The 22433-nt window shown below is 69.4% G+C and carries 18 protein-coding genes; 8 read left to right on the forward strand and 10 right to left on the reverse strand.

Annotated elements, in window-relative coordinates:
• Positions 1 to 23: 23 nt before the first annotated feature.
• Entirely contained in the window at positions 24 to 854 is an 831-nt protein-coding gene (gene pflA / locus GA0115254_RS14380; protein ID WP_093895665.1) for a pyruvate formate-lyase-activating protein, read from the reverse strand.
• A 133-nt stretch (positions 855 to 987) separates the two neighbouring features.
• Positions 988 to 3246, reverse strand: a complete 2259-nt coding sequence (gene pflB, locus GA0115254_RS14385) for a formate C-acetyltransferase (RefSeq protein WP_093895666.1) — start codon at positions 3244 to 3246, stop codon at positions 988 to 990.
• 273 nt (positions 3247 to 3519) lie between these two features.
• Here pflB and GA0115254_RS14390 point away from each other — a divergent pair, with 273 nt between their 5' ends.
• From GA0115254_RS14390 to GA0115254_RS14400, 3 genes are all read left to right on the forward strand, one after another.
• Positions 3520 to 4677, forward strand: coding sequence for a low temperature requirement protein A (locus GA0115254_RS14390; RefSeq protein ID WP_256102575.1), 1158 nt, complete (start codon positions 3520 to 3522; stop codon positions 4675 to 4677).
• 84 nt (positions 4678 to 4761) lie between these two features.
• Positions 4762 to 5982, forward strand: a complete 1221-nt coding sequence (locus tag GA0115254_RS14395) for a P1 family peptidase (RefSeq protein WP_093895668.1) — start codon at positions 4762 to 4764, stop codon at positions 5980 to 5982.
• Positions 5983 to 6116: 134 nt separating this feature from the next.
• Positions 6117 to 6887: a DUF6227 family protein gene (locus GA0115254_RS14400; RefSeq protein WP_093895669.1), complete on the forward strand. Its 771-nt coding sequence runs from the start codon at positions 6117 to 6119 to the stop codon at positions 6885 to 6887.
• A 78-nt stretch (positions 6888 to 6965) separates the two neighbouring features.
• Here the strand turns inward: GA0115254_RS14400 and GA0115254_RS14405 are convergent, their stop codons facing one another.
• Positions 6966 to 8537, reverse strand: coding sequence for an MFS transporter (locus tag GA0115254_RS14405; protein WP_093895670.1), 1572 nt, complete (start codon positions 8535 to 8537; stop codon positions 6966 to 6968).
• Between the two features lie 92 nt (positions 8538 to 8629).
• Here GA0115254_RS14405 and GA0115254_RS14410 point away from each other — a divergent pair, with 92 nt between their 5' ends.
• Positions 8630 to 9676 (forward strand): helix-turn-helix transcriptional regulator, encoded by a 1047-nt coding sequence (locus tag GA0115254_RS14410; protein WP_093895671.1) that lies wholly within the window; start codon positions 8630 to 8632, stop codon positions 9674 to 9676.
• An 86-nt stretch (positions 9677 to 9762) separates the two neighbouring features.
• Here GA0115254_RS14410 and GA0115254_RS14415 read toward each other — a convergent pair whose 3' ends face one another.
• Entirely contained in the window at positions 9763 to 10761 is a 999-nt protein-coding gene (locus tag GA0115254_RS14415; protein ID WP_093895672.1) for a sigma-70 family RNA polymerase sigma factor, read from the reverse strand.
• A 148-nt stretch (positions 10762 to 10909) separates the two neighbouring features.
• Here GA0115254_RS14415 and GA0115254_RS14420 point away from each other — a divergent pair, with 148 nt between their 5' ends.
• Positions 10910 to 11449, forward strand: a complete 540-nt coding sequence (locus tag GA0115254_RS14420) for a GNAT family N-acetyltransferase (protein WP_093895673.1) — start codon at positions 10910 to 10912, stop codon at positions 11447 to 11449.
• A 72-nt stretch (positions 11450 to 11521) separates the two neighbouring features.
• The gene (locus GA0115254_RS14425) at positions 11522 to 12604 is read left to right on the forward strand and encodes a questin oxidase family protein (RefSeq protein WP_093895674.1); all 1083 of its coding nucleotides are present in this window, start codon (positions 11522 to 11524) and stop codon (positions 12602 to 12604) included.
• Between the two features lie 18 nt (positions 12605 to 12622).
• On the opposite strand, the gene GA0115254_RS14430 is transcribed toward GA0115254_RS14425, so the two are convergent.
• On the reverse strand, positions 12623 to 13405 hold the full coding sequence (locus tag GA0115254_RS14430; protein ID WP_093895675.1) for a dioxygenase family protein: 783 nt from the start codon (positions 13403 to 13405) through the stop codon (positions 12623 to 12625).
• A 137-nt stretch (positions 13406 to 13542) separates the two neighbouring features.
• Between GA0115254_RS14430 and GA0115254_RS14435 the strand changes: the two genes are divergently transcribed.
• Positions 13543 to 14055 (forward strand): MarR family winged helix-turn-helix transcriptional regulator, encoded by a 513-nt coding sequence (locus tag GA0115254_RS14435; RefSeq protein ID WP_176740123.1) that lies wholly within the window; start codon positions 13543 to 13545, stop codon positions 14053 to 14055.
• Positions 14056 to 14165: 110 nt separating this feature from the next.
• On the opposite strand, the gene GA0115254_RS14440 is transcribed toward GA0115254_RS14435, so the two are convergent.
• Complete coding sequence (locus GA0115254_RS14440; protein WP_093895676.1) at positions 14166 to 15698, reverse strand: MFS transporter; 1533 nt, start codon at positions 15696 to 15698, stop codon at positions 14166 to 14168.
• A gap of 212 nt (positions 15699 to 15910) precedes the next feature.
• Positions 15911 to 16573, reverse strand: a complete 663-nt coding sequence (locus tag GA0115254_RS14445) for a TetR/AcrR family transcriptional regulator (RefSeq protein ID WP_093895677.1) — start codon at positions 16571 to 16573, stop codon at positions 15911 to 15913.
• Positions 16574 to 16884: 311 nt separating this feature from the next.
• Here GA0115254_RS14445 and GA0115254_RS14450 point away from each other — a divergent pair, with 311 nt between their 5' ends.
• Positions 16885 to 18162, forward strand: coding sequence for a M6 family metalloprotease domain-containing protein (locus tag GA0115254_RS14450; protein ID WP_093895678.1), 1278 nt, complete (start codon positions 16885 to 16887; stop codon positions 18160 to 18162).
• A gap of 80 nt (positions 18163 to 18242) precedes the next feature.
• Here GA0115254_RS14450 and GA0115254_RS14455 read toward each other — a convergent pair whose 3' ends face one another.
• From GA0115254_RS14455 to GA0115254_RS44470, 3 genes are all read right to left on the reverse strand, one after another.
• Complete coding sequence (locus GA0115254_RS14455) at positions 18243 to 20015, reverse strand: class I adenylate-forming enzyme family protein (RefSeq protein WP_093895679.1); 1773 nt, start codon at positions 20013 to 20015, stop codon at positions 18243 to 18245.
• Between the two features lie 268 nt (positions 20016 to 20283).
• Complete coding sequence (locus tag GA0115254_RS14460; RefSeq protein ID WP_093895680.1) at positions 20284 to 21936, reverse strand: amidase; 1653 nt, start codon at positions 21934 to 21936, stop codon at positions 20284 to 20286.
• Positions 21937 to 22187: 251 nt separating this feature from the next.
• Positions 22188 to 22355 (reverse strand): hypothetical protein, encoded by a 168-nt coding sequence (locus GA0115254_RS44470; protein WP_176740124.1) that lies wholly within the window; start codon positions 22353 to 22355, stop codon positions 22188 to 22190.
• Positions 22356 to 22433 lie beyond the last annotated feature (78 nt).

The following is a 22433-nucleotide window of genomic DNA, read 5'->3' on the forward strand; positions in this document are numbered from 1 at the left end:
GCCCGTCGGACGCTCACAGTGCGTCAGACGGCCCGCAGTCCGTGGGACGTGAAGATCTCGCGGGCCGAGGCGGTCTGCTCGGGGGTGGGGGACGGGGTGTCGTGCAGGGTGAAGGGCTTGCCCAGCGCCTGCCACTTCGCCTCGCCGAGCTTGTGGAAGGGGAGGACATCGACGCGGGAGACATTGCCGAGGGAGGCGGCGAAGGAGGCGACACCGTCGACGTTGGCCGGGTCGTCGGTCAGTCCCGGCACCAGCACGAAGCGGACGTGCACCTCTTTGCCGAGGTCGGCGAGGCGGCGGGCGAAGTCCAGGGTCGGCTCCAGTGGTCGGCCGGTGACCTTGCGGTACGTGGCTCGGTCCCAGGACTTGATGTCGAGCAGGACCAGATCGACGTCGCGCAGCAGGGCGTCGGTGGCGCGGGTGCCCAGGAACCCGGAGGTGTCCAGAGCGGTGTGCAGCCCCAGCCCGTGCTTGAAGCGGTGGAAGAGTTCACCGGCGAAGACCGGCTGCAGCAGTGGTTCGCCGCCGCTGATGGTGGCACCGCCGCCCGCGGCCCGGATGAACGTCATGTACTTGCCCGCTTCGGCGACGAGGTCGTCCGCCGACATCCGGGTGCCGCTGCGCATCCGCAGGGTGTCGATGTTGTGGCAGTAGAGGCAAGTCAGTGGACAGCCGGCCAGGAAGGTGACGAAGCGGGTGCCGGGGCCGTCGACGCCCGTCGACAGGTCCCAGGAGTGGACCGCTCCGGAGACCGGCCGACGGGTGGCCGCGCCCGCAGGAGTGACGGAGGTGCCGATGTTGTCGATGTCGCCGATGTTGTCGATGTCGCCGATGTTGTCGAGGGGGGTGGCCATGGCAGGGCCTCCTGTGCGGGCGGGACGTTCGGTGGCCGGGCGCAACGGGTGCGGGGCGCGCGGCGCCGGGCCCTACGGGGGATGGGCTCCCGACGCCGCGCGGTTCAAGGGGGCTCGGAACGATCGGGGAGGATCAGAGTGAGCCGTGGAAGGTGCGGTTGATGACATCGAGCTGTTGCTCGCGGGTCAGCCGCACGAAGTTGACCGCGTATCCGGAGACCCGGATGGTCAGCTGCGGGTAGCGCTCCGGGTGCTCCATGGCGTCTTCCAGAGTCGCCCTGTCGAGCACGTTGACGTTCATGTGGAAGCCGCCGCTCGCCATGAATCCGTCCAGCACGCCGGCGAGGTTCCCGATCCGCTCCTCGGGAGTGCGGCCGAGTGCGTCCGGCGTGATGGTGTTGGTCAGCGAGATGCCGTCCTCGGCGTCGTCGTACGGCAGCTTGGCGACCGACAGGGCGGAGGCGATGTAGCCGTGCTCGTCGCGCCCGTTCATCGGGTTGGCGCCCGGGGCGAACGGGGCGCCGGAGCGGCGGCCGTCCGGGGTGTTGCCGGTCTTCCTGCCGTAGACGACGTTGGAGGTGATGGTCAGCACCGACTGGGTGTGCACCGCGCCCCGGTACGTCGGGTGCTTGCGGACCTTCTCCATGAAGTCGTGGACGATGCCGCGGGCGAGGACGTCGGCACGGTCGTCGTTGTTGCCGTACGCAGGGTAATCGCCCTCGATCTCGTAATCCGTCGCGAGACCCGTCTCGTCCCGGATCACCCTGACCCGGGCGTACTTGATGGCGGAGAGCGAGTCGGCGGCGACCGACAGACCTGCGATGCCGCAGGCCATGGTGCGCAGGATCTCCTGGTCGTGGAGGGCCATCTCCAGGCGCTCGTACGCGTACTTGTCATGCATGTAATGGATGACATTGAGCGCGTGCACATACGTCCTGGCCAGCCAGTCGAGCATCGCGTCGTACCGCTCGGCGACGGTCGCGTGGTCGAGGTACTCGTCGGTGACCGGCTCGAAGCCGCTCACCACGAGCTTGCCCGTCCTCTCGTCACGGCCGCCGTTGATCGCGTACAGCAGCGCCTTGGCGACGTTCACACGGGCGCCGAAGAACTGCATCTGCTTCCCCACCGCCATCGCGGAGACGCAGCAGGCGATCGCCGTGTCGTCGCCGTACTTCGGGCGCATCAGCTCGTCCGACTCGAACTGGAGCGCCGAGGTGTCGATGGCGACCTTCGAGGCGAACTCCTTGAATCCGGCGGGGAGTCGCTGCGACCAGAAGACCGTGAGGTTCGGCTCGGGGGCCGGGCCCAGGTTGTAGAGGGTCTGCAGGGCCCGGAAGGTCGTACGGGAGACGAGCGGGCGGCCGTCCTCACCGATGCCGGCCATCGACCAGGTGACCCAGGTCGGGTCGCCGGAGTACAGCTCGTTGTACTCCGGGGTGCGCAGGAAGCGGACGATTCGGAGCTTGATGACGAAGTCGTCGATCAGCTCCTGTGCCCGTTCCTCCGTGATGAGTCCGCGCTCGATGTCGCGCTGGAGGTAGATGTCGAGGAAGTTGTCGATGCGGCCGATCGACATGGCCGCGCCGTTCTGCTCCTTCACGGCACCGAGGTAGCCGAAGTACAGCCACTGCACGGCCTCACGACCGGTACGGGCGGGCCCGGAGATGTCGTGGCCGTACGACATCGCCATCGCCTTGAGCTCGTTCAGGGCCCTGATCTGCTCGGCGATCTCCTCGCGGTCTCTGATGACGTGCTCGGTCGGCCACTGCTCGCTGAGGGCGGCCCTGTCGGCCTCCTTGGCTGCGATCAGCCGGTCGACGCCGTAGAGGGCGACGCGGCGGTAGTCGCCGATGATGCGGCCGCGGCCGTAGGCGTCCGGCAGTCCGGTGATGATGCCGGAGGAGCGGCAGGCCCGGATTTCGGGTGTGTACGCGTCGAAGACGCCCTCGTTGTGGGTCTTGCGGAGACGGGTGTAGATCTCCCTGACCGCCGGGTCGGCCTCGTAGCCGTACGCGCTCAGAGCACCCTCGACCATCCGCCAGCCCCCGTTCGGCATGATGGCGCGCTTGAGCGGGGCGTCGGTCTGGAGCCCGACGATCAGATCGCGGTCGGCGTCGATGTAACCCGGCTCGAAGACATCGATCCGGGACGGGGTTCTCACGTCCACGTCGTGGATGCCGCGGGCGATCTCGTCCGGGAACATCGAAAGGAGCTTCTCCCAGACCGCGGTGGTCCGGGCGGTGGGGCCGGTGAGGAAGGAACTGTCGCCCTCGTACGGGGTGTAGTGCTGCTGGACGAAGTCACGGACGTCGATCGCGTCGCGCCACAGCCCGCCCGTGAAACCGTCCCAGGCCCCGCTGTCCGTCGTCGCCTCTGCCGCAGTCGCCGTCATGGCCCGCACCTTCCGAGATCGTCCGTGCGCCTCATCGCCGCTGGGTCCATTGCACTCCCGATTTCCGCAGTCCCGGGCCCGCAATGGTCCCTGCCAGAGGGTCCAAGGTCCCGTCAGATGACGGACCTGGTCCGGCACAGCCGCACTGACCTGTGGTTTCTCCGAGGACTTTGGACCTTCGTTCGCTTGTGAATGCTTTCACAAGAATTTCTCTACCCGCGCCCGGGGCGCCCCCCTCGGCGCCGCCGATCCTCGTCTGGTGTGCTGGTCCCCATGCCTGGAATGAATGCCCGCAGCCGCGCCGAGAGACATCGCGCGTCGACCCCGCTGGAACTCTTCTTCGACCTCTGCTTCGTCGTCGCCGTGGCGCAGGCCGGCGGGCGGCTGCTGCATGCCGTCGCCGAGGGTCACGCCGTCACCGGAATCGTCAGCTACGCGGCTGTCTTCTTCGCGATCTGGTGGGCCTGGGTCAACTTCACCTGGTTCGCCTCGGCCTACGACACCGACGACACGCTGTACCGCGTGGTCACGTTCGTCCAGATCACCGGTGTGCTCATCTTCGCCGCCGGGGTGCCGCGCGCCTTCGACGCCGGCGACTGGACAGTCGGCGTCGTCGGCTACGTCGTGATGCGGCTCGCTCTCACCAGTCAGTGGCTGCGCGCCGCGTACTACGCCCGGGGCGCCGAGCGGCGCGTCGCGCTGCGGTACGCCGTCGGGATCAGCGTGGTGCAGTTCGGCTGGATCGGCATGCTGCTGCTGACCGACGACACGGGCGCAGCGCGTGCCGCCGTCTTCGTCGTGCTCGTGCTCGCCGAGATGTCCGTTCCGGCGATCGCCGAGCGCGACCGCCCGACGAGCTGGCATCCGCACCATATCGGTGAGCGGTACGGCCTGTTCACGATCATCGTGCTGGGCGAGACGATCGCGGCGGCCACGGTCGCGGTCCAGGAGGCACTGGACGAACACCAAGCGTTCGGCGAACTGCTGCCGATCGCCGCGGGCGGGCTGCTGATCGTCTTCTCCGCCTGGTGGATCTATTTCGCTGTGCCGATCCATGACTACCTCCGCGGCAGCAGGGAAGCGTTCGTCTGGGGATACGGGCACTACCTGATCTTCGGCTCCGCGGCCGCGATCGGCTCGGGCCTCGAGGTCGCGGTGGAGGAGGCCGTGGGCAAGGCCCATGTCTCGGACACGGTGGCCGCCGCCGCGGTGACCGTGCCCTCCGCGCTCTTCCTGCTGACGGTGTGGGCGCTGCACACCCGCCACTTCAAACGCGATCTCGCGGAGCAGCTGTCGCTCCCTGTGGCCGCGCTGGCCATTCTGGCCTGTACGTTCGCCGGGGAGTGGGCGGTGCTCGCGGCCGGCCTGGTGGCGGCGGCGACCGTGGCCGTGGGGGTGACGCTGTCCCGACGGCCCACTGTGACGGTATGAGCGCACGGGGCGGTGAGCGATGAGTCGCGAGTGGCACGTCGTAAGTGGCCGGTCGCGAGTGGTGAATCCAGTGAGGAGCATGCAATGACGGAAGAACCACGGAAGCCGGCAGACCTCTCCGTCGCGCAGCGCGCATCGCCCACATCGTCCGGACCGCTCGACGCACCGGCCGATGCCACCGGACCGCTCGACGCACCGGCCGATGCCACCGGACCGCTCGACGCACTGACCGATGTCACCGGGCTGCGCGTCGGCCATGCGCGGGTGGCGGGCGCGGGAGCACTGAGCGGTACCACCGTGGTCCTCGCCCCCGAGGGTGGCGCGATCGCGGCCGTCGACGTACGCGGCGGCGGTCCCGGCACCCGGGAGACGGACGCGCTCGATCCGCGCAATCTGGTGCAGCGCGTGGATGCCGTCGTCCTGACGGGCGGCAGTGCGTACGGCCTGGATTCGGCGTCCGGCGTGATGGCCTGGCTGGAGGAACAGGGGCGCGGGGTGCGAGTCGGCCCCGATCCGGCGCAAGTGGTGCCGGTGGTCCCCGCCGCGTGCATCTTCGACCTGGGGCGGGGCGGTGACTGGCGGGCCCGCCCGGACGCCTCGACCGGCCGCGCGGCGGTGGAGGACGCGGCGGGTACGGAGCCGGGGGCGCCGGTCGTCGAGGGAGGTGTCGGCGCCGGTACGGGCGCGGTCGCCGGGCAGCTCAAGGGCGGGGTGGGCACGGCGAGCGTGCGGCTGGCGTCCGGGATCACGGTGGGCGCGCTCGTCGTGGTGAACGCGGCAGGCTCGGTCGTCGATCCGCGCACCGGAGTGTTGTACGGGGAGTACGGCGCCGCGGAACCGCCGGTGTACCCCGCGCCCGAGGTGCACCGGGAGGCGCAGCAGCGCCTGGCCGAGGCACGGGAGGCGAACACGCGGCCCCCGCTCAACACCACCCTCGCCGTCGTCGCCACGGACGCCGATCTCACCCGGGCCCAGGCGCAGAAGCTCGCGGGTACGGCGCACGACGGACTGGCGCGCGCCGTCCGCCCCGTACATCTGCTGACCGACGGGGACACCGTTTTCGCGCTGGCCACCGGCGCCCGGCCGCTGGATCCGCGGAATCCGATCGCGCTCAACGACCTGCTGACGGCCGGTGCGGACGCCCTCACCCGTGCCATCGTGAAGGCCGTCCGGGCAGCTCAGAGCGTCAACGGCCGCCCCGGTGGCGGCAGCTATCCCTCGTACAGCGACCTCTACGGCGCTCGCGGGCGCCCCTCACGGCCGTCGCCGCACAGCCACCCGGACCCCGACTCGCCTGCCGGGTAAGGAAGTTCGGACGAACCGCCAGGAACCATCTGCGTGTGTCATACGTTTTCCTGAACCCCGGTCACGATGTCGGACCCAGGGACTACGTTAAGCACGCAGCAAGTAACACGCGGCGACGGCCTGGAGACAGCACCTTGAGCGATCCGTACGAGACAACCGAGCAGCACCTCGAGCGACTCCTGCGACGGGCACTCAACTCTTTCGACCTGCCCGACAGTACGGTCGAGAGACTCGGTACCGCACTCGCCCACAGCAGTTCCCTGCACTCCTCGCACCACAGTTCCGTACTTCACCGCGAGACCTACCGGCATACGTACCTGCTGTCCGACGGCACCCCCTTCATCCTGTGGGAGCTGGTGCACGGCGGTCCGCGGAGCACGAGGGACCCGCGGTCCGGGACGGAGCCCGACCTCCGGCACCACGAGCTGTACGACGACGAGGCCGATGTTCATATCGCCGCTGCACGGCTGACCGGCGGCTTCGGTGAGGTCCCGGCGTTCGGGGACGACGGGCCGCATGCCGACCTGGAGATACTCACGGTTCTGATGGCGGCTCCCCCGGCCCCGCTGCCCCGGATGTACGCCCCGGACAATTCCGCCGACCACGCCCGCCGCGTCCTGCGCCGCGCGGAGAACAGCGACGGCCCCGGCGAGGAGACCGCCCGGCTGCTGCGCGCCGCCTTCGCCCATCACATCACCCAGGTCTTCGGCCGGCAGTGCCGGGTGGACGGGCGGGACGCCGGATTCACGCTCTACGAGCACGCCTTCCTGCTCCTCGACGGCAGCGAGACGAGCCTGTGGGAGGTCGAGCACACGGCCACGCCGGACGGCCGCCACATGTGCGAGGTGTACGGCGACGAGGACACCGCACGCGGAGCCATGGAGAGCCGCACACGCATCTGCTGACCGTGGGGGGCGGGGCCCACCCGCACACGCAGGTGCCCGCACTCCCGAGGGGTGCGGGCACCGTCGCGCTTCAGGTCATCACGGCGTCAGCGCGGGCTCCTTGCCGAGTTCGACCTCGGACTCGGGCTCGGGCTCGGGCTCGGCAACGGTGTCCATGCCCTCGTCGCCGCCCTCCACGTGCTGCCGCGGCCGCGCGGGCAGCGCGAACATCACCAGGAAGATCACTGCGAGCACCCCTGCCACCCACCAGAGCGAGTGCTGGAACGCCTCCGCGAACGCCGGGCCCGCCTCCTGCGGCGCCAGCCGGTCGCTGATCGAGCCGAAGAAGACGACCGAGACCAGTCCGAGCCCGAGTGCATTGCCCATCTGCTGCACGGTGTTGATCAGCCCGGAGGCCGAACCCGAGTGCTCCTTCGGCACCTCGGACAGCACCACGTCCGTCAGCGGGGCCACGATCAGACCCATGCCGATGCCCATGACCACCAGCGGCAGGGCCATCTGCCAGGACGTGATGTCCATGCCGTACCGGTCTGACTCCCAGATGTAGAGCAGCAGGCCGACGACCATCAGCAGTGCGCCCGCCTGGAGGACCTTGCGGCCGAAGCGGGGCACCAGCTTCTGTACGGAGATCCCGGCGGCGAACGAGACGGCGATCGAGAACGGGACACCGGTCGTGCCGGCCCGCAGCGCGCTCCAGCCGAGGCCCATCTGCATGTAGAGCGTCCAGACGAGGAAGAAGATGCCGAGGCCGACGCCGAAGGTCAGCTGCACGGCGATGCCCGCCGCGAAGCTCTTGACCCGGAACAGCGACAGCTCGACCAGCGGCGAACCGTCCCTGCGCGCCTTCTTCCGCTCGAACACCACCAGGACCAGGAACACCAGGAGGCTGCCGACCATCGACACATGGCCCCAGACCGGCCAGCCCAGCTCGCGCCCTCGGGTGAGCGGATAGATCAGCATCAGCATCCCCAGCGTCACCAGGGCGACACCGATCAGGTCGAGCCGGAGCGCCTTGGGGGCCTTGGACTCGGTGATGAACTTCCGACCCAGGATCAGGCCCGCGATGCCGACCGGCAGGTTGATCAGGAAGATCGGCCGCCACTCGAGACCGGCGATGTTCCACTCGGTGAGCAGTGCACCCAGCAGCGGTCCCGAGACGGCACCGAGGCCGACTATCGCGCCGAAGAGGCCGAAGACCTTTCCGCGCTCGTGCGCCGGGAAGGTGGCGTGCACGATCGACAGGACCTGCGGAACCATCAGCGCAGCGGTGCCGCCCTGAAGGATGCGGGAGGCGACCAGCATCTCCGGGTTCGCGGCGAAGCCGCAGAGCGCGGAGGCCAGCGTGAAGCCGCCGATACCGATGAGGAAGAGCCGCTTGCGGCCGTAGATGTCGCCGAGGCGGCCGCCGGTGATCAGACCGGCCGCGAAGGCCAGGGCGTATCCGGCGGTGATCCACTGGATCGAGCTGAACGAGGCGCCGGTGTCGCGCTGGATGCTCGGGATGGCGATGTTGACGATCGTGACGTCGACCAGGTCCATGAAGGCCGCGGTCATCACAATGGCGAGCGCGAACCAGCGTCGCCGGTCCGACGGGTCCGAGGACACCGTGGGCCCGGATGCCGTGGACGGCAGAGATGCGGAAGAAGTCATATGAAGAAGCTAAACGGCCATTAGGTCAGGTCATGACCCAATGGATGGACACCCTGATGAGATGACCCACACACCGGCGCGAGGCTGAACCCATGACCGACACCCCGGCACGACTGCTGAATCTGCTGTCGCTCCTCCAGACGCCCCGCGAGTGGCCGGGCAGCGAGCTCGCCGAGCGGCTCGACGTCAGCCCGCGCACCATCCGCCGCGACATCGACCGGCTCCGCGAGCTCGGCTATCCGGTCGAGGCCTCGCGCGGATCGGTCGGCGGCTACCGCCTCGTCGCGGGCACCGCCATGCCGCCGCTGCTCCTCGACGACGAGGAGGCGGTAGCCATCGCGGTGGGCCTGCGGGCAGGTGCCGGCCATGCCATCGAGGGGGTCGACGAAGCGTCCGTACGGGCTCTGGCGAAGCTGGAGCAGGTGCTGCCGTCGCGGTTGCGGCACCGCGTCTCGACCCTGCAGAACGCAACGATGCCGCTGACCCGCGGCGACGGTTCGACGATCGATCCGCACACGCTGACGGTGATGGCGGCGGCGGTCACCGGGCGGGAGCGGCTGCGGTTCGCCTACCGTGCGGGCGACGGTGCCGAGACGAAGCGGCAGGCCGAGCCGTACCGGCTGGTGAGCACGGGGTGGCGCTGGTATCTCGTCGCGTACGACCTGGGGCGCGAGGACTGGCGTACGTTCCGGGTCGACCGGGTCAGCGAGCCGTTCGCGACCGGGGCCCGGTTCACACCGCGCGAGCTGCCGACGGGTGATGCGGCGGAGTTCCTCAGCAGCTCCATCACCCGGCGGCAGCCGGAGCTGGCGGTCGATGTGAGCTTCGCGGCCCCTGCGGACTTCGTGTCCGCGCGGCTGCCGGCCTCGATCGGCCCGTTGGAGCGGACCGGCGAGAACAGCTGCCGGCTGCGGGCGGTCCTGTCGGACTCGCTGGAGTGGGTGGCGCTCCGGCTGGCGCTGGTGGACTGCGAGTTCACCGCGCACGAACCGCCACAGCTGGTGGAGTACCTGAGCCATCTGGGCGCCCGGCTGACCCGCGCGACAGCACACCGACACGTCACCGCCCGAACGACGGCCGACCCGGCCTCCACCGAACGCACAGAAGGCCGGCCTCCGCCGAACGCGCAAAAAGAATGAGCCCCGGCGCCAGGGGGGGTGGGCGCCGGGACTCAGTTCAGGGGGTCACACGAAGCGACCTATTTCGGAGGTTACTGGACGAAGGCTCACGCCGCAGCGTCAAAACCCGTGTCGTGGGCCATTCGCTTCAGTTCGAGCAGCGCGTGCTTCTCGATCTGGCGGATCCGCTCACGGGTCAGACCGTGCTGCTTGCCCACCTCGGTGAGGGTCCGCTCACGGCCGTCCTCGATGCCGTACCGCATACGGATGATCGATGCGGTGCGGTTGTCGAGCTTGCCGATCAGGTCCTCCAGCTCCTCGCTGCGCAGCAGCGTCATCACCGACTGCTCGGGCGACACCGCGGAGGTGTCCTCCAGCAGGTCACCGAACTGCGTCTCGCCCTCGTCGTCCACGGACATGTTGAGGCTGACCGGGTCACGGGCCCAGTCCAGGACGTCACCCACACGCTCCGGCGTGGAGTCCAGCTCGGCGGCTATCTCCGTGTGCTCCGGCTCACGCCCGTGCTCACGGTTGAACTCGCGCTGCACCCGTCGGATCCTGCCGAGCTCCTCCACCAGGTGGACGGGGAGCCGGATCGTACGGGACTGGTCGGCTATGGAACGGGTGATGGCCTGACGGATCCACCACGTCGCATATGTGGAGAACTTGAAGCCCTTGGCGTAGTCGAACTTCTCGACCGCGCGCACCAGGCCCGCGTTCCCCTCCTGGATCAGGTCGAGCAGGGGCAGCCCGGCCCGCGGATAGCGGCGCGCGACGGCAACGACCAGTCGGAGGTTGGAACGGATGAATATGTCCTTGGCACGCTCGCCCTCGGCGACCAGCGCCTCCAGCTCCTCGCGCGTGGCTCCACCGGCTTCGCTCTCCACCGCGCCGTCGAGAATCTGTCGTGCGTAAACACCCGCCTCGACGGTTTGCGACAGCTCGACCTCCTTTGCGGCATCGAGCAACGGCGTACGCGCGATCTCGTCCAGGTACATGCCGACCAGGTCGCGATCGGCGATCTCTCCGCCCGAGGCGCGAACACTGCTTGCCCGGCTGGTCCCGCCGGTGGCGGACGAACGACGGGCGACGGCACGGGTTGCCATGCGTGCTCCCTTGCTGAGTAGGTCGCGACACCCTCTCGGGTGCCCTGCATCCGATGGAAACAACGACTGGAATCCGGACAGAATTCCCATGCCTGGCATTCATTTTCGTGATCATGCAGTACCCTGTGCCGCCGCGAAGGGAGTGCACATGCCGAGCATCCAGACAGAAGTGCAGGTCAGGCCGGGCATCGAAGGCGATTTGGCGGCACTCACGGACATCTACAACCATTACGTACGTGAGACCGCGCTCACATTCGATACGGCTCCCCTTACACCCGAACAGCGGCTGCCGTGGCTTCGTTCCCATCCTGAAGACGGCCCGCACCGTCTTCTGGTTGCTCAGGATGTCCGCATTGTCGGCCCCGCTTCGGTCCTGGGGTACGCCACCAGCAGCGCTTTCCGTCCCAAGGCGGCGTACGCGACCTCGGTCGAGGTGAGCGTGTACTGCGCCCCGTGGGCCACCGGCCGCGGCATCGGCACGCTCCTCTACTCGTCCCTGTTCGAGGCGCTCGCCGACGAGGACGTGCATCGCGCGTACGCGGGCATCACCCAGCCCAACGACGCCTCGGCCCGGCTGCACGAGCGCTTCGGTTTCCGCCATGTCGGTACGTACGCCGAGGTGGGCCGGAAGTTCGGCACGTACTGGGACGTGGCCTGGTACGAGAAGCGGCTGGGGCCACAGTCCTAGGGCCCGGCCCGGTCGCGGCCTAGGTCCACGGCCCGTTACGCACCGCGGGCGCCACGCCTAGCGTGCTGCCGTATGAGCGACACAACGAGCAGGGGCGGCACGACCAGCGGGCACGGCACACCTGGCACGACCAGCGGCGCCGCCGCCGACACCACGGGCACGCTCGACGAGGCGCTGGAACGTCTCCACGCAGCGGGCCCCGAACGGAACGGCTGGCTGAGCAATCACGGACCGATGGCCGTCGAGGCGCTGGTCCGGCACGGTCAGGCGCCGGCCGTCCACCGGTGGCTCGACCACTACAGCCACAAGCTGGAGGACATGCCGGACACCACGTCCCGGGTTACCGCGGAGAACTGGCGCGAGGCCCTGGGCGACCCGCGCCGGATCGCGGACTGGACCGTGTACTTCGAGCGGGAGACGGCCGAGCACCCCTGGCGGGACGTCCTGACCGAGTGGTGGCCGCGGCTGCTGCCCGGCATCGCGGCGGGCGCCACCCACCCCGTGATCCGGGTCGGCCACTCCGTACGCACTCTGCTCGCCGGCGCGGCGACCGCACCGCGGATCACCGAGCTCGCCCACGGCCTCGGCTACTGGGCCGCCCGCCACCAGCCGCTTCCCCCACTGACACCGCTCACGCCCGCATCGAGCGCCGCGGCCGCGCTGGACGCCGTACCTCCGGTGCCCGAGCAGAGCGGCGGCATCCGGGACCGGCTGGCGCAGCTCACCGCGTTCCCGGTGTGGCCGCAGCGGTTCACCGACGACCCGGACGAGGCGCGGGCCCGGCTGGAGGAACTGGTGCGGGCCGCGACCCACCGCTATGCCACGCACGGACACGGCGAACCGATCATGCTGGTGCATGCCGCGACCGCCCCCAATGCCGTACTGCGCACGCTGCCCGCACTCCCCCGCGCGCTGTGGGTGCCGAGCCTGGAGGCCGCCTGGGCGGCAAGCGCCGCGGTCACCGCCGCGTACGGCCCGGCCGAGCCGGCCCCGTACGGACCGGCGACAGCGTCGGCCGAGGAGCTCTTCGCGCGGGCGGCGGCGCACGGCGACGATCACACCATCAAGTTCACGGACACCGCACTGGACATCGGTGATGCGACGGCCCTCGCCGCCGCACTGCGCTCGATCGAGCTGAACCCGCCGACCCTGTGACAGGACCTCGGACAGAGCTCAGCCGAACTGCACCGACCGCTTCGCGAGTCCCATCCAGAATCCGTCGATGACGCTGCGGCCCCGGTCCAGCTCACCCTCCGAGGCGCCGAGCGTCACGAAGAGCGGCGCGAAGTGCTCGGTGCGCGGGTGGGCCAGCCGGCCGGCCGGGGACTTGCGCTCGAAATCCAGCAGCGCGTCGATGTCCCGCGCCTGGAGCGCCCGGTTCCCCCAGTCGTCGAACTCCGCCGACCAGCCGGGGGTGCCGCCGCCCGCATGCCGCAGGGCGGCCAGGTTGTGGGTGAAGAAGCCGCTGCCGACGATCAGGACACCCTCGTCGCGCAGCGGTGCGAGCTTGCGCCCGATGTCCATCAGCTTCTGCGGGTCCAGCGTCGGCATGGAGATCTGGAGTACGGGGATGTCGGCGCCGGGGAACATCTCGACCAGCGGGACGTACGCCCCGTGGTCGAGCCCGCGGTCCGGGATGTCCTGGACCGGCGTACCCGCTCCGCGCAGCAGTTTGCGTACGTTCTCCGCCAGCGCCGGGGCGCCCGGGGCGGCGTACTGCACCCGGTAGTAGTGCTCGGGGAAGCCCCAGAAGTCGTAGACGAGCGGGACGGCCTCCGTCGCGCCGAGGGCGAGCGGGGCCTCCTCCCAGTGCGCGGAAACCATCAGGATCGCGCGGGGGCGGGGCAACTGCGCGGACCAGGCGGCCAGTTCGCCGGGCCAGACCGGGTCGTCGGCCAGCGGCGGCGCGCCGTGGGAGAGATAGAGGGCGGGCATGCGCTCCGCGGTGACAGTCATGGCACTCCCCATCCGCTGCTGATCAAGGTAAGTCTTTTACTGGTCTCTTCAGAAAAGGAAGGATTCTTTAATCTTCAAGCTCCTACCCCCCGAGACCTTAGCTCCATCTAGTTAAACTTTCAAGAAAAGGTCGTACAGTGGAGTACATGACCACGGCATCCCCCGGCGAGCCCCGCTGGCTCTCCGACGAAGAGCAGAGCGTCTGGCGTGCGTATCTCCACGCCACCACGCTCATGGAGGACCACCTCGACCGCCAGCTGCAGCGCGATGCCGGCATGCCACACATCTATTACGGACTGCTCGTCCAGCTCTCCCAGGCACCCCGCCGCCGGAAGCGGATGACCGAGCTCGCCAAGGACGCCAAGATCACCCGCTCCCGGCTCTCGCACGCCGTCGCGCGGCTGGAGAAGAGCGGCTGGGTGCGCCGCGAGGACTGCCCGTCCGACAAGCGCGGCCAGAACGCGGTCCTCACCGACGAGGGCTACGAGATGCTCCGCCGGTCGGCGCCGGGCCATGTCAGCGCCGTACGCCAGGCGATGTTCGACCGGCTCACACCCGAGCAGATGCGTGCGCTCGGCGAGATCATGCAGGTCGTCGCCACCGGGCTGCAGCCGGAAGGCACGGACGCGGATCTGCCCTGGCTGCGCTGAGCAGTCGTCGAACGCGGCTCTGCCCCGGTTCCGTCGAGCGGAACCGGGGCAGAGCCGCGTTCACATCACTTCACGTCACGCACTGCGCGACCCGCGTCGGTGTTCAGTCCTCAGTGGGCGACGACCGGGATCTTGAACTCGTCCTCGACACCGTCGGCGTCGCCCGAACCGGAGGTTCCGGTCACCGCGGTCGCCGAGGGACGCCCGGCGTTGATGAAGGTCACCGCGATCGCCGAGGCCACCACCAGGATGCCGACGGCCCACCAGATCGCACCGGTGAAACCGTGCACCATCGACTGGAGCTTCAGCAGCTCCGGGTCGGTGGCGCCGAGTGCGGCGTGCGAGGTGGCGTACGCCGTCGCGGCCGACGCGGCAATGGTGTTCAGCAGCGCCGTACCGATCGCACCGCCCACCTGCTGCGAGGTGTTGACCATCGCGGAGGCGACACCCGAGTCCCTCGGCTCGACACCGTGCGTGGCCAGCGACATGGCCGGCATGAACGCCGTACCCATACCGAGCCCCAGCAGGAGCTGTGCGGGCAGGATGAGCGTGGCGTAGGAGGAGCCGATCTCCAGCTGCGTCAGCAGCAGCATGCCGACGGCGGCGGTCAGGAAGCCGGGGCCCATGAGCTTGCGCGCCGGAACCCGGATCATCAGCCGGGCACCGATCTGCGTCGAGCCGGTGATCATGCCCGCGATCATCGGGAGGAAGGCGAAGCCCGTCCTGATCGGCGAGTAGCCCTTCACGACCTGCAGGTAGTACGTCAGGAAGAGGAACAGCCCGAACATCGCGATGATGGCCAGACCCAGCGAGAGGTAGACACCACCGCGGTTGCGGTCCAGCACGACGCGCAGCGGCAGCAGCGGCGACTTGACCCGGGCCTCGGTCAGGACGAACGCCAGGAGCAGCAGACCGGACGCGACGAACATGCCGATGGTCAGCGCGTCCGACCAGCCGGCGGACTCGGCGCGGGTGAATCCGTACACCAGAGAGACCAGACCCAGCGCGGACAGGACGACGCCCGGGATGTCGAGCGACGAGCGGTTACGGCTGCCGGCCGGCTCACGGATCACGAAGTACGCGCCCGCGGCCGCGACGACCGCGAACGGGATGTTGACGAAGAACGTCCAGCGCCAGTTCAGCGCCTGGGTGAGGAAGCCACCGAGGATCAGGCCGACGGCGCCACCGCCACCGGCGATCGCACCGTAGATACCGAACGCCTTGGCGCGCTCCTTGGCATCGGTGAACATCACGGCGAGCAGCGACAGGGCCGCAGGGGCGAGCAGCGCGCCGAAGACACCCTGGAGCGCGCGCGAACCGAAGAGCATGCCCTGGTTCTGCGCCGCACCGCCGAGCGCGGAGGCCAGCGCGAAGCCGATCAGGCCGACGACAAAGGTCCGCTTACGGCCCCAGAGGTCGGCGATCCGGCCCCCGAAGAGCAGCAGGCCGCCGAAGGCGAGGGCGTAGGCCGTGATGACCCATTGCTTGTTGGCATCGGAAATGCCCAGGGCCGTCTGGGCGTGCGGGAGCGCAATGTTCACGATCGTGGCATCGAGCACGACCATCAGTTGCGCAAGGGCGATGAACGCCAGCGCTCTCCAGCGACTGGGGTCCGGGAGTCGGAGATCAGCTGTTTTTGACATGGAGGTATCCACCTAAGGACGCGCGTGGGCGCGCGAAGTCATGAACCGAGAAGTCGGTGAACGGGCAGTCGGTCGAGGACGGTCGGCGAGACGACCATCGGTGAAAGGGAGCGCGGTGAAGTCGGCGAAAGAGAGCGCGGTGAAAGGGAAGGGATGGTCAAGGCGTGGCGGGCGCGCCACCGGGCACCCGGCTCAGGGGCCCGGTGCGGGCGTCATGGCCGGCGCCGCAGATCCTCCAAGGTCGCAGCCGTTCCGGGCAGTTGGGACCGGGCCGGAGCCTCCAGCCCGTCCAGGAACAGCTGTAGATGACGGTGGGTGAACCGGTCGATGTCCAGGCATCCGGTGCCGGGCAGTGGCCGGGTGAGCTGGGAGAGGGCGACCAGCACGTCACCGACGGCGATGTCGGTACGCAGGCGCCCCGCGGACATGGCGCGCGCCACGAGCCCTTCGACGGCCTCTTCGAGGCGCCGACGCTCGGCGAGCAATTCGGGATGGTCCTTGTCGAAGCCGCCGGACAGCATCGGGCACAGCGCCCCGATCCGTTCGTCGGCCGCCGCGTGCACGAAGCGGCTGAGCGCGGCGAAGGGATCGGCCTCTTCGGCCGTCGCCTCCTCCGCACGGTCGGTGGTGCGGGAGGTGACCGAGAGCACGACCTCGTGCGTCAGCGCGGCCCGGTCGGGGAAGTTCCGGTAGAGCGTGGCGTTGCCGACGCCGGCGCGGCGGGCGACCTCGTCGAGCGGCACATCCGGCCCGAACTCGACGAACATCTCGCGTGCGGCCGTCACGATCCGCTCCCGGTTGCGCAGCGCGTCGGCCCGTGGACGGGTCGTCCGGGGCTGCACTGCTCCCGTGGCGGTGCGGGTGACGGTATCCACGACGACTACCCCTGCCTTCCGGCTCTTTTGGCCCTCACGACGACGCTGTTGGTCATTGCGACACTCTTCGTTCTTCATGGTGCCCCCTTCCCGTAACCGGGGACCACCTCCCCGCTTACGCGAGGACACAGGTTCAAACGGGGAAAGGATCCCCGGTTATTTCCCACCACAATGTGACCTGACCCACACCCCCGGGACGGGAAAACCAACCGATCGGCGCACCCAACGAGCGGTGCCGCACCACCCGTCACAGGCTGATCCGCAGAGGGCAGCCGGGGTCGGCCGGCTGCCGCGGACCCCGAGGCGCCTATATGCAGAAGACCCGCCACCGGATACGCAGGCACCGCCACCCGATCGCTCTCGGCTCGGCAACGGCCCTGGTCATTGCCGCAACGACCACGGCCAGCAGCAATCTCCCGCCACCCAGCCGGGCCTCGGCCGGCCCGACTGCCGCCGCCCGTTCGGCGGGGATCGCCCCGTGCCGGATACCGGTGACCATGGGCGTACAGATGTCGGAAGGCATACCGACCCCGACGGGCTACGCGCGCTCCACGGGCAGGATTCACGCCCTCAACCTGATGATCGACTTCCCGGACGCGCCGGGCCCCGAGCCGGCGATGGACCGGTACGCCGAATTCTTCCCGCAGACCACCAAGTGGTTCCGGACCGGTTCGTACGGGCGACTCACCTACATCCCCGACGCGCCCGTGAAGTCCTGGCTGCGGATGCCACTGCCGTTCTCGGAGTACGGGATAGACCGCGGATCACCGTACGAGCCGGGCTACCACCGCCTCGCCGAGGACATAGTCGCCGCAGCCGACCCGAGGGTCGACTTCAGCGCGTACGACCTGGTCAACATCCTGGTCACCCCGAACGCCGGGCCCTCCGCCCTGGACACCGTCCTGTCCGTGACGTTCTCCGGCAATGACGACGCCCCGCACGCGGACGGCGTCCCGCTCACCAACGCGTCCTTCATCTACAGCCGTCAGGACGACGGCTCCGGGTCGTACGCACAGACCGGATACCGCGTCCTGCCGCACGAGAACGGCCATATCTTCGGCCTTCCCGACCTCTACACACTGGAGGGCGGCGGCTCGGTAGGGCACTGGGACATCATGTCCGAGGACTGGGGGGTCAACAACGATCTGCTGGGCTGGCACAAGTGGAAGCTCGGCTGGCTGGACAACAAGCAGATCAGCTGCGCCTCCAAGCCCGGCACCAGCGACCATGTCCTGGAACCGCTGGCCACCAAGGGCGGCACCAAGCTGGCGTTCATACCGCTGAGCAGTGGGTCCGGCTACGCGGTCGAGGTACGGACCCGAGCGGGCAACGACCAGGCGGTCTGCCGGCCCGGCGTGCTGATCTACAAGGTGAGCTCGGACGTCGACACCGGCCAGGGACCGGTGTCCGTGGAGGACAGCACCAAGGACAGCAACGGCTGCACCCGACTGCCCAATGTGCACGCCGAGCTCTCCGACGCCCCCTACGAGCCGGGCGAGACCTTCACCGACCGGGCCGGCGGGATACGCATATCCGTGATCGGCAAAGACGAGAAGGGGAACTACCGCGTCCGGATCACTCGCCCCTGACCACAAGGATCACTCGCCCCGACCGCCCGTGATCACTCTCTCTCCCGCCCACCGGTGCCCATTCATCCGACCGCCCGCGATCACTCGCCCCCGACCGCCCGCCGCACCTCCGCCTCGACAGGCCCGCGCAACTCCCGCTTGAGGATCTTCCCGGTCGGATTCCGGGGCAGCGCTTCGTCGCGTACCAGCACATGGGCCGGGACCTTGAACGCGGCCAGACTCCGCCCGACGTGCTCCCGCAACTCCTCGACCGTGACCGTGGCACCGGCCCGCAGCCGGACGACGGCGGCGACCTCCTCGCCCAGGACCGGGTGCGCCACCCCCAGCACCGCGGCGTCCTCGACATCCGGGTGGTCGTGCAGCGCCGCCTCGACCTCCACGCAGTACACGTTCTCCCCGCCGCGGATCACCATGTCCTTGATCCGGTCGACGACACTGACCCGCCCCTCGTGCACCACTGCGAGATCACCGGTCCGGAACCAGCCGTCGGTGAACGCCTGCGCGGTCGCCGCCTCGTCGCGCCAGTAGCCGCGGACCAGGGACTGGCCACGCAACCACAGCTCACCGACCTCGCCCTCGGGCAGCGCCTCGCCCGCAGGACCGGCGATCCGCACCTCGGTGGTGGGCGTCGGACGGCCGACGCTGCCGGGGTGGAGCCGGTATTCGGCGCCGAAGTTCGCCAGGACACCACCGCTGGTCTCGGTCAGGCCGTAGCCGTTGCGCGGCTCGATCCGGTCGCCGTGGCGGGCGGTCAGCTGCGCGACGAGGTCGGGCGGGGCGGCGGCCCCGCCGGTGTTCAGCATCTGGAGGCTCTCCAGGCCGTCGCCCGCGCGCTCGGCCGCGGCGAGCAACTGGAGCGCGGTCGCCGGGACGCCCGCGTAGTGCGTGACGCGGTGCTCGCGGATCAGCCGCAGCGCCTCCTCGGCATCCCATTTCCGCATCAGGACGAGCGTGCCGCCCGCCGCCATGGCCGCGTAGAAACCGGTGAACGCGGCGACATGGAAGAACGGGAACGTCAGCAGCGACACCGGGGCGGGCCCCTGCCCCGGGATGATCCCGCGCCCGAGCATGGAGGCGGCCGCGTGGTACCGCGGGTTGAGTGCGGCTCCCACCTGGGCGAGATGCGTGGCGACCGCGCCCTTGGGCCGACCGGTCGTGCCGGAGGTGTAGATGATCGTCGCGTCGTCCTCGGGCCGGATCTCCACCTCGGGGGGCGCGGCGAGCGGATCGGGTGCGGGCAGGTCCTCGTACCGCTCGACGCCGTCCGGAACCGCCCCCTCCTCGTGGAAGACGACCACGCGCGCCCCGTTCTTCGCCGCCCACCCGGCGACCCTGGGCAGCCGCTCGCCGTCCACCAGGAGCACCCTCGGCCCGGAGTCGTCCAGCGCGTACGTGAACTCGTCCTCGGTCCACCAGGCATTGAGCGGTACGGCGACCAGTCCGGCCAGCTGCGCGGCCCAGAAGGCGATCTGCCACTCCGGGTGGTTACGCATCGCGACGACGGCCCGGTCACCCCGGCGGAGCCCGTACGTCCCGGTCATCCGGCACGCCAGCGCGGACGCGGCGGCGAAGAACTCGGCGTACGAGTAGCTGCGCTCCCCCGCGATCAGGAACGGCCGGTCCCCGAAGGCCCAGGTGGCCTCCACGAACTCACGGAGCGTCCTGGGGCCGTCCGCGTACACGAGCGAGCCCGCATGGACCCCGTCCTCCACCCGCACCACGGCGAACGGCGCTCCGGGACCGGTGAGCGCGGCTTCGATACGGGCGACGGCCTCCGAGGCGGCCTCTGCGGCAGCGGGCGATGCCTGGGCGTCCGGGTGGGGGGTGGCGGGGGTCGGGTCGGTGTGCGGCACGAACGACCTCTCTAAGCGCTTGCTCAGTACATTCGCGACGGTATGCCCGCCCCCTCCTCTCGTCAAGACAACCGTCCGGCCCTTGCCTCCCCCCGACCGAGAACCCGCCCGACGAGGTTCAAACGGAATCATCCGGACGAGGCGCGAGGGCGCCACGGGAGGTGACCGGGAAAGCCACTGACGAAGCCTTCGGCCGGCACTCCCTGCCAGGCATCAGCCGGCCCGACGTGAGCCCTGCCCGCCCGTCACAGCAAAGACCGTTGTAGTACTAGGACCGGCCGGGCAGGGTGGGGAGGTAGGCGGGAGCCTTGCGGACCGGGGTGGCCCTCTCGAAGGCGTACGCGTAACTGAGCAGGTTCGCGTCGCTGTAGCGCGTTCCGAGGAAAGAGACGCCCAGCGGCAGCGTGTCCCGTGCGTAGCCGGCGGGCACGGTGATGTGGGGGTAGCCGGCCACTGCGGAGTTGCGGGTGGAGCTTTCGAAGGGGGTGGGGTCGAGCGCTTCGACGGGAGGAGCGGGGATGCCGGTGGGGGTGACGATGGCATCGAGCCGGTGGTCGGCGAGAACGCCGTCGATGGCCTGACGGGCCTGACGAGTCGCGGCGCTGCGGTGCTGACGGTAGGCCGGGGCGTTGACGTCTCCGTCGGTCTTGTCGGCCATCTCGAAGAGTTCCTGGCCGAACTTCGGCATCTCGACGGTGGAGTTCCGCTTGTTGAACGCGATGAGTTCGGTGAGGTTCTTGGGGTGGGGACCTGGGGTGGCGGCCAGGTAGGCGTTGAGGTCGTGCTTGAACTCGGTCAGCACGGCGGGAAGCATGTCCTTCTGGATCATGTCTTTGGAGTCGGCCACGTCCGCGCCCTCGACGACGGTTGCGCCGAGCGCTCGGAGCCGCTGGACAGCCGCGTCGAAGGCACGGTCCACGTCCGGGTCGATGCCGATGTGTCCCTTGCGCCACACTCCGATGCGCTTGCCGCGCAGGGCGTTCGGGTCGAGCACCTCGCGGTAGTCGGAGGGGAGGGCGGTGTCGGCGTCGGAGGTAGCCGAGTCGGCGGTGTCCGATCCGTGGATGGCCCAGAGCGCCAGGGCGGCGTCCGTCGTGTTGCGGGCGATCGGGCCGGCGGTGTCGTGGCGGCTGGTGATAGGGATCATGCCGCTGCGGCTGACCATGCCGAGGGTGGGCTTGATGCCGACGGTGGAGGTGGTGCTCGCGGGGCACACGATGGAGCCGTCGGTCTCGGAGCCGATGGTCACAGCGGCCAGGGCGGCTGCGGCGGCGACCGCGGAGCCGCTGGACGATCCGCAGGGGCTCCGGTCGAGTACGTAGGGGTTACGGGTCTGGCCGCCAGTGGCACTCCATCCGGCCGTCTGCTCGGGGGACCTGAAGTTGGCCCATTCCGACATGTTGGTCTTGCCCAGGATCACCGCACCCGCGTCGCGCAGTTTCTTTACCAGGAAGGCGTCCTGTGCCGGCTTGGAGTGCAACAGGGCCGTGGAGCCGGCGGTGGTGGGCTGGCGGTCCGCGGTGTCGATGTTGTCCTTGATGAGAACGGGGATGCCTTCCAGTGGCCCCCGCACTTCACCGGTGCGGCGCAGCTCGTCGCTCTTGCGTGCAAGGTCCAGTGCGTCCGGGTTCACGGTGACGACGGCATTGAGGCGGGGGTTGAGGCGATGGATCCGGTCCAGGTATGCCTGGGTCAGTTCTTTGGACGTCAGCCGCTTGCCCTTCATGTCCTCCTGAAGTTCCAGGATCGTCGCGCGGTCCAGCCGCTCGTCCAATCTTCCGTCGCGCTTCCCGTCGTTCTTCGGAGCGTGCGAGGCTGCTCCGCCGGTCGAGGTGGCGGAAGCGGCCGGTCGCGGTTCGTCGTCCGGTGTGCAGGCCGCCAGGGGAACGAGCAGGCTGGCTGCCGATACCGCGATCGCCATGTGCCGTCGCGTGGTTCGAGTGAGCGAGCGCATCAGTTGCTTCTCCGTAGAGGCGAGGGAAGGAAGGCCCTGTGTCCGTACAAAAGAGCCTATGAACGGCGTCTTTTCGGAACGACAGGGATGACTCCCCGTTCGGGAGTGGTGCGGACTACACCTCCTGAGGGGGTGTCCGTTTTCCGCGTCACGCGTGAGGAGGGGGTGTCCGGCTCACTGCCGGACACCCCCTCCTCAGGCGCTCTCGCCGCTACGGGTCACTTCTTGCCGCTGGTCAGCCACAGTCCCAGCGCCGATCCGACGAAGACGACGCCGGTACCGACCCCGGCCAGGAGCCTCGTGGTACCGGTGTAGTGGGCGAAGGTGCTGACGTAGATCGCCGCCACCGTGGAGACGGAGAGCAGCAGCCAGAGCACGGGCTTCATCAGGGGTTCCTCCTGTTGTGCGTCCCGGCGGCCCGATGGGCGGCGGGGTGAAATCTCTTACGCCATTCACCTTCTCCC

The organism is Streptomyces sp. Ncost-T10-10d (assembly GCF_900091955.1).
In the GTDB taxonomy this organism is placed as follows: Bacteria; Actinomycetota; Actinomycetes; order Streptomycetales; family Streptomycetaceae; genus Streptomyces.

Bases quoted from the DNA above. Each gene is read 5' to 3' on its own strand.
- pflA (WP_093895665.1), bottom strand. From the start codon at position 854: ATGGCCACCCCCCTCGACAACATCGGCGACATCGACAACATCGGCGAC.
- pflB (WP_093895666.1), bottom strand. From the start codon at position 3,246: ATGACGGCGACTGCGGCAGAGGCGACGACGGACAGCGGGGCCTGGGAC.
- GA0115254_RS14390 (WP_256102575.1), top strand. From the start codon at position 3,520: ATGCCTGGAATGAATGCCCGCAGCCGCGCCGAGAGACATCGCGCGTCG.
- GA0115254_RS14395 (WP_093895668.1), top strand. From the start codon at position 4,762: ATGACGGAAGAACCACGGAAGCCGGCAGACCTCTCCGTCGCGCAGCGC.
- GA0115254_RS14405 (WP_093895670.1), bottom strand. From the start codon at position 8,537: ATGACTTCTTCCGCATCTCTGCCGTCCACGGCATCCGGGCCCACGGTG.
- GA0115254_RS14410 (WP_093895671.1), top strand. From the start codon at position 8,630: ATGACCGACACCCCGGCACGACTGCTGAATCTGCTGTCGCTCCTCCAG.
- GA0115254_RS14415 (WP_093895672.1), bottom strand. From the start codon at position 10,761: ATGGCAACCCGTGCCGTCGCCCGTCGTTCGTCCGCCACCGGCGGGACC.
- GA0115254_RS14420 (WP_093895673.1), top strand. From the start codon at position 10,910: ATGCCGAGCATCCAGACAGAAGTGCAGGTCAGGCCGGGCATCGAAGGC.
- GA0115254_RS14425 (WP_093895674.1), top strand. From the start codon at position 11,522: ATGAGCGACACAACGAGCAGGGGCGGCACGACCAGCGGGCACGGCACA.
- GA0115254_RS14430 (WP_093895675.1), bottom strand. From the start codon at position 13,405: ATGACTGTCACCGCGGAGCGCATGCCCGCCCTCTATCTCTCCCACGGC.
- GA0115254_RS14440 (WP_093895676.1), bottom strand. From the start codon at position 15,698: ATGTCAAAAACAGCTGATCTCCGACTCCCGGACCCCAGTCGCTGGAGA.
- GA0115254_RS14450 (WP_093895678.1), top strand. From the start codon at position 16,885: ATGCAGAAGACCCGCCACCGGATACGCAGGCACCGCCACCCGATCGCT.
- GA0115254_RS14460 (WP_093895680.1), bottom strand. From the start codon at position 21,936: ATGGCGATCGCGGTATCGGCAGCCAGCCTGCTCGTTCCCCTGGCGGCC.
- GA0115254_RS44470 (WP_176740124.1), bottom strand. From the start codon at position 22,355: ATGAAGCCCGTGCTCTGGCTGCTGCTCTCCGTCTCCACGGTGGCGGCG.